We start from the raw sequence: 13095 nt of genomic DNA on the forward strand, positions 1-13095 counted from the left end.
CCCTTTCACCTTCAACGATCTTGGCCGGCGCCCGCCGAGGGCACCCCCGTGAACATCCGTGGCGCGGTGAACGACCGCTTGGCGAAGGCCTCGGTGACCGCCGCCTCGACCTCGGCGTGGGCCTCGGCACGCACCAGTGCGATCGCGGACCCGCCGAAGCCGCCGCCGATCATCCTGGCACCCAGCGCCCCGGCTGCTTCAGCCGCCTCCGCGGCCACGTCCAGTTCGTCGCATGACACACGGTAGTCGTCACGCAGGCTGGCGTGCGACGCGCTGAGCAACGGGCCGATCTCCGCGTACTTGTCCTCACGCAGCAGCGCCACTGTGCGCAGCACGCGGTCGTTCTCGGTCACCACGTGGTGCACGAGCGGGCGCAGGGGCTCCGGCAGCTTCGCGAGAGCCTCGCCGAGCCCGGCCAGCTCGATGTCGCGCAGGGCCGGGATGCCGAGGACCTCGGCTGCCTGCTCGCAGCCGCGGCGGCGTTCGCCATAACCGGACCCGATGTGCGAGTGGTTGGCCCTCGTGTCGATCACGAGCACTTCCAGGCCGTGCCGGGAGGCGTCGAACGGGACCTGCTCGGCCTCGCCGGACCGCACGTCCAGGAACAGCACGTGCGACTCGGTGCAGTTCAGCGACGCCGTCTGGTCGAGCAGACCCGTTGGCGCGCCGACGAAGTCGTTCTCGGCCAGCTGGATCCACTTGGCGATGTCGCTGGTCGACTGGCGTGAACCCGCCAAACCCAGCAGCGCCAACGCCGTGGCGCACTCCAGCGAGTGCGACGACGACAGGCCCGCGCCCGCGGGCACGTCACCGGCTATCACCAGGTCCGCGCCGCCGCTGATGCCCTGTTCGCGCAGGACCCACGCGACGCCGGACGGGTACGCGGCCCACCCCGGCACTGTGCCGGGCGCCAGGTCCGGGATCCGGACCGGGTCCGCGGTCTCCGCGCGGCCGCGGTCGTGCAGCGTCGAGACTGTGATCGTGTCGTCCGCGCGGGGCGACGCCGCGACCGCGGTGCGGTGCGGGATCGCGAACGGCAGGACGAATCCGTCGTTGTAGTCGGTGTGCTCACCGATCAGGTTCACGCGCCCGGGCGCCGACCACACGCCGGCCGGTGACCGGCCGTGCAGTCGTTCGAACGCCTCGGCCGCTCGCGCGGCCTGGCTCACTCGGACCGCGCCAGCACGGCGTGCAGCACCGAGGGCTCGATCTGGGCGGAGTTGCCCGCACCGCTGACCTCGATGGTGTTGCCGTCACCCTTGGACGGGCCGACGCTGACCGTCTGCCCCGGCAGCAGGCCGACCGACTTGAGCTCGGCCATCAGGTCCGGGTCCATCTGCACGTGCTCGGCGATCCGGCGGATCTCCACCTTGCCGCCACCCCGGCGGGCCACCTCGTCCACCCGCACCAGGTCCGCCTCGGCCGGCGGCGCGGGCTCGCCCTCGCCCAGCTTGTCCAGGCCCGGGATCGGGTTGCCGTACGGCGAGGTGGTCGGGTTGCCGAGCAGCTTGACCAGCTTGCGCTCGACCGCCTCGCTCATCACGTGCTCCCAGCGGCATGCCTCGCTGTGCACGTGTTCCCATTCCAGCCCGATCACGTCCACGAGCAGCCGCTCGGCGAGCCGGTGCTTGCGCATCACCGCGACAGCCAGTTCCCGGCCGTGGTCGGTCAGTTCGAGGTGACGATCGTCGGCGACCACGAGCAGTCCGTCGCGTTCCATCCGGCCGACCGTCTGGCTCACTGTCGGCCCGCTTTGCTGCAGCCGTTCCGCGATCCGCGCGCGGAGCGGCACCACACCTTCTTCTTCGAGTTCGTAGATGGTGCGCAGGTACATTTCTGTGGTGTCGATGAGCTCGTTCACGCCGCTACCCCTTCGTCGGCGTCCATGGTAGTCGCACCCACCGACACTCTCCGGTGCCCGGCGGGCCAGGATGGTGGGGTGCGCGCACTTGTCTCCACTTCGGAACTGGCTGATCTGCTGAAGAATTCCCCGCCGCCGGTGCTGCTGGACGTCCGGTGGGCGCTGGGTGGCCCGCCCGGCCGTGAGTCCTACATGGCCGGACACGTGCCCGGCGCGGTGTTCGTCGACCTGGACGCCGAGCTGGCGGCGCCGCCGGGCGCAGGCGGCAGGCACCCGCTGCCCGACCCCGGTGACCTGCGGGAAGTCCTGCGTGCGGCGGGCGTGGGCAACGAATCGGCGGTCGTGGTCTACGACGGCGGCAACGGTTCCGTCGCTGCCCGTGCGTGGTGGTTGCTGCGCTGGGCGGGTCACTCGAACGTGGCTGTGCTCGACGGTGGTTACGCGGCGTGGCAAGGGGAAGGGCGCGCTGTGACGACGGAAGTGCCGCAGCCGCAACGGGGTGACATCGAGGTGCGGCCAGGCGGGATGCCGACGATCGACGCCGACGGCGCGGCCGGGCTCGCCCGATCCGGTGTCCTGCTCGACGCACGCGCGCCGGAGCGCTACCGCGGCGAGACCGAGCCGGTGGATCCGCGCGCGGGCCACATCCCAGGTGCTGTGAACGCTCCTTTCGCCGGGCACACGGGTGAAGACGGCCGGTGGCTGCCCGCTGCCGAACTGGCGGAACGGTTCCGTTCGCTGGGCGTGCACGACCCGGCCGCGGTCGGCGCCTACTGCGGGTCGGGTGTCACCGCTTCGTCGGTCGTGCTGGCGCTGGAGGTGTCCGGGGTGACCGGCCCGGAGCACCCGGCGGTGCTCTACCCCGGGTCGTGGTCGGAGTGGTCCTCGGACCCGCAGCGACCTGTGGAGACCGGCTGACGCCTCAGCTGTCCGGCAGTTTGGCGAACACCTGCGCCGCCAGCTTGTCCACGGCCGCGCAGACCGGCTCGGTGTGGCCGGTCAGCACCAGGCTGACCCAGAGCACCCGGTATCGCGCCGACTGGTCGTCGGTCAGTGCGATCCGCAGGTCGCACGTGGTGTCGGCGGTGCTGAGCCGGTGCGCGGTGTTGCCTTCGAACGTCGTCGGCGTGGTGCCCTTGGTCTCCAGGCCGGCGGTGAGCACGACGAGCGCGATGCCCGCGGGATTGCCCGACCGGGTGAGCGTGTAGCTGCAGAACCCTTTGTCCTCAGGCTCAGCGGTCGCGTTCGTGCCTGTGACGTTTCCGATCGCCGCGGGCGTGACGAAAGTGGAGCATGCCGGGGCGACGGTGATCGTCTTGCGCTTGGCGATGGTCGGCGGCGGCTCGGAAGTCCTGGTGCTGCTGGGCATGCTGGGGTGTGAGGTGCTGGTGGGGTCGGACGGCGGCGTGGGGTACGGCTCTTCCGGGGTCGTCGTGACGTCCGGTTCCGCGGAGTCCGTGACAGTCGGCGCGGCGGCCATCGGGGTGCCTGTGATGGACGCGGTGCATGCCGTGGCTGTCAACGCCGTGGCGAACGCGCTGAGTGCCGCCGCGCACACGAACCGTCGGATCACGGCGTTAAGACTAGTGTTGTGCCATGGGTACGCCAGCTTCCGGCAGCAGTGTTGTGTGGGACCCCGCACTTCTGGGCTATGACATGGGCGGGGACCACCCGTTCAACCCTGTCCGGCTCGAGCTGACGATGGCTTTGGCCACGCAGCTCGGTGTGCTGGACGGCGTCGAGCCGCTGCGGCCGGAGCCCGCGTCCGACGAGGAGATCGGGCGGATCCACGACGCGGAGTACATCGCCGCGGTGCGGGAGGCGCCGATGGTGGGCTGGGACGTCGGCCACGGCCTCGGCACGCCGGACAACCCCGTGTTCTCCAACATGCACGAGGCCACGTCGCTGGTGGTCGGTGCGTCGTTGCTGGCCGCTCAGCGAATCGCGTCGGGGGCCACGAACCGTGCCATCAACATCGCGGGCGGGCTGCACCACGCGATGCGCGACCGTGCGGCCGGGTTTTGCGTGTACAACGACTGCGCTGTGGCGATCTCGTGGCTGCTGGACAACGGCGCTGAACGTGTGGCGTACATCGACGTGGACGTGCACCACGGTGACGGCACGCAGGCCGCGTTCTACGACGACCCGCGCGTGCTGACGATCTCGTTGCACCAGAGCCCGATGACGCTCTTCCCCGGGACCGGCCGGGTGACCGAGCTCGGCGGGCCCGGCGCGCAGGGCACCTCGGTGAACATCCCGTTGCCGCCCTTCACGCGTGACCCGGCGTGGCAGCGAGCTTTCCACGCCGTGGTTCCGTCGCTGCTCAAGGAGTTCCAGCCGGACGTGCTGGTCACGCAGTGCGGTGTGGACACTCACGAGGAAGACCCGCTCGCGGAGCTGCACCTGAGCGTGGACGGCCACCGCGAGACCTACCGGACGCTGCGCTCGCTGGCCGACCAGTACGCGGGCGGCAAGTGGTTGTCGATGGGTGGCGGCGGCTACCAGTTGCTGCGTGTGGTGCCCCGGTCGTGGACGCACCTGATCGCCACGGTCCTCGACCGCGACATCGACCCGGCGACGCCGTTGCCGCGCGACTGGGTCAACGACGTGCTGCGCCGTGCACCGAACGCGACGCTGCCGAGCACGATGGGCGACGGCGCCGACGTCCAGTACAAGCCGTGGGACGGCGCCACCACCGAACCGGTCGACGCGGTGATCCGGGACGTGCGGCAGGCGGTGTTCCCGCTGCATGGCCTGGACCCGGCCGACCCAAGAGACTGAGAAGCCCACAGTGAACCCCAGCGACTTCGATCCGTACGACTACCCGCGGCACTGGGAGGCGGACGTCGTGTTGTCGGACGGCGGTACCGTCCACCTGCGACCGATCACGCCGGACGACGCCGACCGGCTCGTCGCGTTCCACGGCCGGTTGTCCGAGCGCACCCGCTATTTCCGCTACTTCGGGGCGTATCCCCGGATCCCACCGCGTGACCTGGAGCGTTTCGTCACGCTCGACCACCGCAACCGGGTCGGGTTCGCGGCGATGCTGGGCGACGACGTGATCGCGGTCGGCCGGTACGAGCGGCTCAAGGTGGGGGACAACCCCGGGGACCAGGCCGAGGTCGCGTTCGTGGTGGAGGACGACCACCAGGGCCGCGGGATCGGTTCGATCCTGCTGGAGCACCTCGCCGCCGCGGCGCAGGAGCGCGGGCTCAAGCGGTTCACCGCCGAGGTGCTCGGTGAGAACGGCCAGATGGTCCGGGTGTTCAAGGACGCCGGGTACCAGGTCAGCCGCGCGCTGGAGGACGGCGTGATCCACCTGGAGTTCGCGATCGACCCGACCGAGGAGTCCGTCGCGGTGGCGCGCTCCCGCGAGCAGGCCGCCGAGGCCCGCAGTGTCCACAATGTGCTGAATCCGAAGTCGGTCGCGGTGATCGGGGCGTCGACCGATCCGACCAAGGTCGGCTACGCGGTGCTGACGAACCTGTTGTCGGCGAACTTCGCCGGCCCGGTGTTCCCGGTCAACGCCGAACACCCGGCGGTGCGGGGGGTGCGCGCGTATCGCCGGGTTCTGGACATTCCCGACCCTGTCGACCTCGCTGTGGTGGCGGTGCCCGCGACGAGCATCAACGAGGTGCTGGACGATTGCCTGGCCAAGGGCGTCAAGGCGCTGGTCGTGGTGACGTCCGGGTTCAGCGAGATCGGCGACGAGGGCCGCAGCGCGGAACGCAAACTGGCCGAGGAGGCCAGGGCGCACGGCATGCGCGTGGTGGGCCCGAACGCGCTCGGTGTGGTGAACATGGACCGCGCGGTCCGGCTCAACGCCAGCCTCGCGCCCAAGTTGCCTGGTCTGGGGCGGACGGGTTTCTTCTGCCAGTCGGGCGCGCTGGGCACGGCGATCCTGGCCGACGCCGCCTCGCGTGGCCTCGGCCTGTCGACGTTCGTCTCGGCGGGCAACCGGGCTGACGTGTCCGGCAACGACATGCTGCAGTACTGGATGACGGATCCGGCGACCGACGTGGTGTTGCTGTACCTGGAGTCCTTCGGCAACCCGCGCAAGTTCGCGCGGCTGGCCCGCAGGCTCGGCCGCACGAAACCGATCGTGGCGGTGAAGTCCGGGCGCAACGCCGTTTCGCCCGCGCTCGCCGCGACTTCCGTGCAGGTCGACGAGCCGAGTGTGCAGGCGGTGTTCGAACAGGCCGGTGTGATCAGGGTCGAGTCGCTGGCGCAGCTGTTCGACACGGCGCTTCTGCTGGCGCACCAGCCGCTGCCGGAGGGCAGCCGGATCGCCGTGGTGGGCAACTCCACCGCGATCGGGGTGCTCGCCGCGGACACCGCGCTGGCGCAGGGTCTGGAGCTGGCGGGTGAGCCGGTGGACGTGGGGCCGCAGGCGGGTCCGGCCGAGTTCGCCGCGGCGGTCCGCGAGGCGTTGCTGCGAGACGACGTCGACGCGCTGGTGGTGGTTTTCGTGCCACCGCTGGCCGTGCCGGGGACGACGTACGCCCGTGAGTTGCGGGAGGCGGTCGCCGGGCTGGCGGAGGGGCACGGCAAACCGATCGTGTCGACGTTCCTCGCCGCCGAGGGTGTCCCGGCGGAGCTGGCGGTGCCGGGGCCGGACGGTTCGCCGGGGCGTGGCTCGATCCCGTCGTATCCCAGTCCTGAACGTGCGGTGCTCGCCTTGGCCAGGGTCACCAGGTATGCCCGTTGGCGGTCCGCGCCTCGCGGCACGCTCGTGCGGCCGGAGGGGATCCGGGTCGATCCGGCACGCGAGCTGGTCCGGGCCGTGATGGACGACGGTGACGAGTGGCTGACGGACGCACAGGTCGTGCGGCTGCTGGGTTTCTACGGCATCGAGGTGGCGCCGTTCAAGATCGTGCGCAGTGCGGGCGAGGCGGCGGCGGCGGCCGAGGCGCTGGGCTTCCCCGTCGCCGCGAAGGCGTCCAACACGCTGCTGCGTCACCGGTTCGACCTCGTCGGTGTGCGGCTGGACATCAGCAGCCCGGACACCATGCGCGCGGCGTACACGGACCTGCGTCAGGTATCCGGAGTGGACACTGTGTACGTGCAGCGGATGGTGGCCAAGGGGACGTCGTGCGTGATCGGGCTGCAGGACGACCCGTCGTTCGGCACGCTGGTCTCGTTCGGACTGTCCGGTGTGGTCAACGATCTGCTCGGGGACCGGGCGTACCGGTCGATCCCGATGACCGACGCGGACGCCGCCAACCTGGTGCGCGCCCCGAAAGCGGCGCCGTTGCTCGCGGGCTACGGCGGCAGTCCGATGGCGGATCTCGGCGCGCTGGAGGACTTGGTGCTGCGGGTGGCCGCGTTGGCCGAGGACGTGCCGGAGGTGCGCAGGCTCGAGCTGGAACCCGTTGTGGCGTCCGAAATCGGGGCGAGTGTCGTTTATGCGAGGGTCGCTGTCGGGCCGCCGCCGTCGCGGCACGACACCGGTCCGCGGCGGCTGCGGACCACCGACTAGCCGGAACCCGCGTGAGTGCTCCTGACCGGCAGGACGGTTCGGAGCACTCACGCGGTGCGGGGTGATTCCGCTATCCTGGTGGGAGGGGGCTCGCTCCCGCCGCCAGACTGAACGAGCCCCCGTCTGAGGAGGGACCCGGCTGGCCGCCGCGTCCCTGACCGGCCGCCAGTGCGGCCGGAGATCGTTCTCCTGCTCCGGATGTCGGGTGCTGAGCGGGATTCCCGCTGATCGCACGCCCGGTGGACATCGTCATGGCCAGCAGCAGGGTGGCGGCTGCCATGAACGTGACCTGCGTGCGCGGCCCGTCGGTGATGAGCGCAGTCGCGGCGACAACAACGAGCAGACCTGCGATGGCGAGCATCGCGGGGGTCAAGCGCTCTCGTGTGCGCATCTGGCTCCTCCTCGTCGAGGACCGTCGCTGCAGGGTGAGTGAAAGTTAAGCCACGACCGCAGCCCTGGTCAAGAATGTGATTGAAGTTCATGCACGTGAACGATCAATGGATGCGAAGGAGTCTCGGACTTGGTCCGATCGCACCCTGTGCTCTTCTGGTTACGCAGGGAATACTTGCGGGTATGTCTACCGCCACCGCCGGGTCTGACCGCGTCGAGGTGATCGATCCGGGGCAGGCGTCCCGGCGATGGCCCCGGTACGCGCTTGCCGCGATCCTCGTCATCGGCGCAGTCATGTACGCCTCGGCGCTGTGGAGCGGCACGTGGGGCAACACGTACTACACCGCGGCGATCCGGTCGATGTCGTCGAGTTTCACGAACTTCGTGTTCGGTTCGTTCGACCCGGCCGGTGTGGTCACTGTGGACAAGCCGCCGTTGTCGTTGTGGCCGCAGGTGATCTCGGTGTGGATCTTCGGGTACCACGACTGGGCGGTGTTGCTGCCGCAGGTGATCGAGGGAGTGGCGGCGATCTTCCTGTTGCACCGGGCGGTGCGGATGTGGGCGGGGGAGAACGCCGCTTTGGTCGCCGCGCTGGTTTTCGCGCTCACCCCGATCACGGTGGTCACGAACCGGACCAACAAACCCGAGACCATGCTCGTGCTGACGCTGGTCGCCGCCGCGTACGCCCTCGCCCGTTCTGTGCGGGCGGAGGGGCCCAAGAGCAGGACGAAATGGTTGTGGTTCGCGGCTTTCCTGATCGGCTGCGGGTTCCTGGCCAAGATGCTGGCCGCGTGGATCGTGGTGCCCGCGTTCGTCGCGGCCTACCTGGTGGGCAGCAGGGCGACTTGGCGGCGCAAGCTGTTCGACGTCGCCGGTGCCGCTGTGGTCCTGCTGGTCGGTTCACTGTGGTGGGTGGCCGTCGTGGACCTGTGGCCGGGGCGGAAGCCTTATGTCGGAAGCAGTTCGGACGGCACAGCGCTCGATCTCGTGCTCGGCTACAACGGAATCGGCCGCGTGTTCCGCGGTGAGGTCGGCGGCATGCAGGACGCCAGCGGCAACACGGCGTTCGGCGGCGAGACCGGGCCTGGCCGGATGTTCGGCCAGGTCGTCGGCGGTCAGATCAGCTGGTTGCTGCCGTTGGCGCTGATCGCGCTGGTGGTCGCTGCCGTGCTGGGGGTACGCCGGTTCGCTCGCGCCGACACGGCATGGCGTGCGGGCTGGGTGCTGTGGGGTGGTTGGCTCGTTGTCAACGCACTCGTCTTCAGCTTCCAGAAGGGCATTTTCCACTCGTACTACACGACCGTGATGGCGCCCGCGATCGGCGCGCTGGTCGGTGCCGCAGCGGTGTGGGCGGTACGCGTGTCTCGCGAATCCGCCAAGGCGGGCTGGCTCGTGCTTCCCGCCGGCGTCGCGATCACGGCGGTGTGGGCGTGGGTGCTGATCTCCCGCAATACCGCGTGGAACGGCTGGCTGCGGTGGGCGGTCGTGGGCGTCGCCGCCATCGCGATCGGGCTCCTGGTGCTGCGTGGGCTCAACCGGGCGGCCGTCGTAATCAGTCTGGTCGCTGTGCTGCTCGCCCCGGCTGTCTGGTCGGGCATCGGGGCGTTCGCGGGCCCCGGCAATCCCTGGATCCCGGCGGCGGGGCCGCCCGCGAAGATGATGCTGCCCGCCTGGGCGATGGGTGGCGGCCGGGGTGCGGGCATCCTCAGCGGCGATCAGCGGAGGATCCTGGACTACGCCAAGTCACGCTCGGACGGCGCCGAGATCGTCATGGCGGTCGACGGCGGCGCGGAGGGCGTGACGCCGTACATCATCGGCACCGACGAGACGGTGGTCGGGATCGGTGGCTTCAGCGGCACTGACCCGGCGCCGAGCGTGGACCAACTCGCCGCCTGGGTCCGTGCGGGCAAGCTCAAATTCATCCTCACCGACAGCGAAGCCAGTGGTGACGACCCGATGCCGGGTGAGCGGGCGGACTGGATCCGGCGCAACTGCGCGCCCGTGCTGACCGCGGGCGCGCAGCGGCTCGGCGAGTGCACCGCGGGATGACTCCCAGCTTCCTTTGAGCTCACGCCCAGGGTGCTCGCGGTTACGCACGGCATACCTGTAGTCATGACTGGCACCCAGGCATCGGCCAGACCGCCGGAGAGCGCCACCAGGACCGTCACGGTCGACGTGGTCATCCCGGTGTACAACGAAGAACGGGCGTTGCGCGGCTGCATCGACGTGCTCCGGTCCTACTTGGACGAACAGTTTCCGTTCCAGTGGAACGTCACCATCGTCGACAACGCCAGCGCCGACGGCACTCTCGCGATCGCTGACGAGCTGGCCGAGGCCGACGACCGCGTCCGCGTGCTGCACCTGGACGAGAAGGGCCGCGGCAGGGCGTTGCGCACGGCGTGGCAGTGGAGCGACGCCGACGTGGTGGCTTACATGGACGTCGACCTGTCGACTGGGCTGGACGCGTTGCTGCCGTTGGTCGCTCCCCTGGTCAACGGCCACTCCGACATCTCGATCGGCTCACGCCTCGCGCCGGGCGCGCGGACCGTGCGGGGCCCGAAACGTGAGCTGATCTCCCGCTGCTACAACGCGCTCATCCGGCTCAGCCACGGCGCGAAGTTCAGCGACGCGCAATGCGGCTTCAAGGCCGCGCGCGCGGAGGTGATCCGGCCGCTGCTCGACCACGTTCGGGACGACAACTGGTTCTTCGACACCGAACTGCTGCTGTTGGCTGAGCACAACGGTTTGCGCGTGCACGAGGTCCCGGTTGACTGGGTGGAGGACGTCGACACCCGCGTCCGGATCGGGCCGACGGCGCTGGCGGACATCCGTGGCCTGGTCCGAGTCGCCCGTGCCAAGGCGGGCGGTGCCGCACGCGTCGACGACCTGCCACGGCGGCCCGAGCCGAGCCCGGCGCACCCGGACGCCGTCGTGTCCAGAAGGGACACCGCCCTGGTCTGGCAACTGCTGTCGTTCGGGGCGATCGGAGCTGTGTCCACGGCGGTCACGTTGCTGCTGTACGCGACGCTCCGGCCGGTGATGGACCCGTTGCTGGCGAACCTGTTCGCGCTGATCGTGACGACCATGGTCAACACCGAGGCCAACCGGCGGTTCACCTTCCTCGGCGCCGGCGGTCCGTCGGGCCGGGTGCACTTCCAGGGGCTCGTCGTCTTCGGCCTGTACTACGCGTTCACGTCGGCCGCGCTGCTCGTGCTGCACTCGGCCGTGCCCGAACCGGGGAGGATGCTGGAACTGACCGTGTTGCTCGGCGCGTCGCTGCTGGGCACCGCCGGTCGGTTCGTGCTGCTCCGGGGTTGGGTCTTCAAACAGGGAAAGGGAAAACCATGACCGCCGCCACTGTCGGGCACGCCGAACACGTCGAGGTGGCCGGCTCCGGCCCAGCACCGCCGCGATGGCACCGGTACGCGCTCGTCGCGATACTCGTGACCGGTGGTGTCCTGTACGCGTCAGCGCTGTGGAACGGCGGCTGGGGCAACGGGTACTACACCGCCGCGATCAAGTCGATGTCGACGAGCTTCACCAACTTCCTCTTCGGTTCGTTCGACCCGGCCGGTGTGGTCACTGTGGACAAGCCGCCGCTCGCGCTGTGGCCGCAGGTGATCTCGGTGTGGATCTTCGGGTACCACGACTGGGCGGTGTTGCTGCCGCAGGTGATCGAGGGAGTGGCGGCGATCTTCCTGTTGCACCGGGCGGTGCGGATGTGGGCGGGGGAGAACGCCGCTTTGGTCGCCGCGCTGGTTTTCGCGCTCACCCCGATCACGGTGGTCACGAACCGGACCAACAACACCGACGCGATGCTCGTGCTGACGCTCGTCGCGGCAGCGTACGCGTTCACCCGGGCGATGAGAACCGCTGAGGCCAGGACACGGACGAAGTGGTTGTGGTTCGCGGCTTTCCTGATCGGCTGCGGGTTCCTGGCCAAGATGCTGGCCGCGTGGATCGTGGTGCCCGCGTTCGTCGCGGCCTACCTGGCGGGGAGCAGGGCGACTTGGCGGCGCAAGCTGTTCGACGTCGCCGGTGCCGCTGTGGTCCTGCTGGTCGGTTCACTGTGGTGGGTGGCCGTCGTGGACCTGTGGCCAGGACAGAAGCCATACATCGGTGGCAGCGCGGACGGAACAGCGCTCGACCTCGTGCTCGGCTACAACGGACTCGGTCGCGTGTTCGGCGGTGACGGCCCCGGGAGCGGGATGCGGACCATGGGGCCACCACCCGGTGGTGGTTCCGGTGGCGGTGAGATGGTTTTCGGTGGACCGGGCGGCGGCGCCGCGTTCGGGGGCGAGTCCGGCCCCGGCCGGATGTTCGGTGAGGCGGTCGGCGGTCAGATCAGCTGGCTGCTCCCGCTGGCGTTGATCGCGCTCGTCGTCGCCGCTGTGCTGGGCTTCCGCCGGTTCCGCCGGTTCGCTCCTGCCGACACCGCGCGGCGGGCGGGCTGGGTGCTGTGGGGCGGCTGGCTGGTGGTCAACGCACTCGTGTTCAGCTTGCAGGAAGGCATTTTCCACCCGTACTACACGACCGTGATGGCGCCCGCGATCGGTGCGCTGGTCGGTGCGGGGGCAGGGTGGGCTGTCAAGATGTACCGCGAGCCCCAGGGGTTGAGCCGGCTCGTGCTGCCGGCGAGTGTGGTGGTCGCGGCGGCGTGGGCGTGGGTGCTCATCTCCCGTGACACGGCGTGGAACGGCTGGCTGAGGTGGGCGGTTCTGGGCGTTGCCGCGCTGACGGTCCTGGTCCTGCTGTTGCGCAAGGCGAAGCGTCTGGCCATTGTGTTCAGTCTGGTCGCGGTGTTGCTGGCGCCGGGTGTGTGGTCGGGTGCCGGAGCGTGGGCGGCCAAGGGCAATGCCGGGATTCCCATGGCCGGGCCATCGGGCGGCAACAGTGGTGGCGGCAATTTCGCCATCCGCCTGCCACCCGGAGTGACGACCCCGCCGCCCGGCATGCTCCCGCCCCCGGGTGGCGGCCCCGGAGCGGCGAACGGCACGCTCACTCCCGACCAGCAGAAGATCGTGGACTACGCCAAGGCGCACTCGGGCGGCGCGGAGTACGTGGTGGCGATCCAGGGCGGTGCACAGGCCGCTGTGCCGTACATCATGGCGACCGACGAGAACATCGTGAGCATGGGCGGTTTCAGCGGCCGTGACCCGGCGCCGTCGACGAGTCAACTGTCCACCTGGGTCAAGGAGGGCAAGCTGAGGTTCGTCCTCGGCAATGCCCGGGGCGGCCGGGGCGGCGGGATGCTCGGTGAGTCCAGTGAAGTGTCCACATGGGTCGAGCAGAACTGCAGGCAGGTGCTCACCGCGGGCAACCAGCAGTTGCACGAGTGCACCGGCGGATGACTCACAGCGTGTTC

At 69.9% G+C, this 13095-nt stretch carries 10 protein-coding genes; 6 read left to right on the forward strand and 4 right to left on the reverse strand.

Annotated elements, in window-relative coordinates; all coding sequences use genetic code 11:
* Positions 1-11: 11 nt before the first annotated feature.
* Positions 12-1169 (reverse strand): galactokinase, encoded by a 1158-nt coding sequence (gene galK / locus AOZ06_RS14390; protein WP_054289858.1) that lies wholly within the window; start codon positions 1167-1169, stop codon positions 12-14.
* Entirely contained in the window at positions 1166-1861 is a 696-nt protein-coding gene (locus AOZ06_RS14395) for an iron-dependent transcriptional repressor DtxR (RefSeq protein WP_054289859.1), read from the reverse strand. Before AOZ06_RS14395 ends, galK begins: the two co-directional genes overlap by 4 nt.
* Positions 1862-1939: 78 nt before the next feature.
* Between AOZ06_RS14395 and AOZ06_RS14400 the strand changes: the two genes are divergently transcribed.
* Positions 1940-2779, forward strand: a complete 840-nt coding sequence (locus tag AOZ06_RS14400; RefSeq protein ID WP_054289860.1) for a sulfurtransferase — start codon at positions 1940-1942, stop codon at positions 2777-2779.
* A 4-nt stretch (positions 2780-2783) separates the two neighbouring features.
* Here the strand turns inward: AOZ06_RS14400 and AOZ06_RS14405 are convergent, their stop codons facing one another.
* Positions 2784-3434 (reverse strand): hypothetical protein, encoded by a 651-nt coding sequence (locus AOZ06_RS14405; RefSeq protein WP_054289861.1) that lies wholly within the window; start codon positions 3432-3434, stop codon positions 2784-2786.
* 23 nt (positions 3435-3457) lie between these two features.
* Here AOZ06_RS14405 and AOZ06_RS14410 point away from each other — a divergent pair, with 23 nt between their 5' ends.
* Together AOZ06_RS14410 and AOZ06_RS14415 are read left to right on the forward strand one after the other, a co-directional pair.
* On the forward strand, positions 3458-4642 hold the full coding sequence (locus tag AOZ06_RS14410) for an acetoin utilization protein AcuC (protein ID WP_054289862.1): 1185 nt from the start codon (positions 3458-3460) through the stop codon (positions 4640-4642).
* Entirely contained in the window at positions 4611-7340 is a 2730-nt protein-coding gene (locus AOZ06_RS14415) for a bifunctional acetate--CoA ligase family protein/GNAT family N-acetyltransferase (protein WP_083471685.1), read from the forward strand. The genes AOZ06_RS14410 and AOZ06_RS14415 overlap by 32 nt, the downstream gene beginning before the upstream one ends.
* 70 nt (positions 7341-7410) lie before the next feature.
* Here AOZ06_RS14415 and AOZ06_RS56225 read toward each other — a convergent pair whose 3' ends face one another.
* Entirely contained in the window at positions 7411-7731 is a 321-nt protein-coding gene (locus tag AOZ06_RS56225; RefSeq protein ID WP_157233017.1) for a hypothetical protein, read from the reverse strand.
* Between the two features lie 182 nt (positions 7732-7913).
* Here AOZ06_RS56225 and AOZ06_RS14425 point away from each other — a divergent pair, with 182 nt between their 5' ends.
* The 3 genes from AOZ06_RS14425 to AOZ06_RS14435 all read left to right on the forward strand — a co-directional run bounded on the left by AOZ06_RS14425 (position 7914) and on the right by AOZ06_RS14435 (position 13081).
* Positions 7914-9779, forward strand: a complete 1866-nt coding sequence (locus AOZ06_RS14425) for a glycosyltransferase family 39 protein (protein WP_054289865.1) — start codon at positions 7914-7916, stop codon at positions 9777-9779.
* A 63-nt stretch (positions 9780-9842) separates the two neighbouring features.
* Positions 9843-11078: a bifunctional glycosyltransferase family 2/GtrA family protein gene (locus tag AOZ06_RS14430; protein ID WP_054289866.1), complete on the forward strand. Its 1236-nt coding sequence runs from the start codon at positions 9843-9845 to the stop codon at positions 11076-11078.
* On the forward strand, positions 11075-13081 hold the full coding sequence (locus AOZ06_RS14435; RefSeq protein ID WP_054289867.1) for an ArnT family glycosyltransferase: 2007 nt from the start codon (positions 11075-11077) through the stop codon (positions 13079-13081). Before AOZ06_RS14430 ends, AOZ06_RS14435 begins: the two co-directional genes overlap by 4 nt.
* Positions 13082-13095: the final 14 nt, after the last annotated feature.

The organism is Kibdelosporangium phytohabitans (assembly GCF_001302585.1).
GTDB lineage: Bacteria > Actinomycetota > Actinomycetes > Mycobacteriales > Pseudonocardiaceae > Kibdelosporangium > Kibdelosporangium phytohabitans.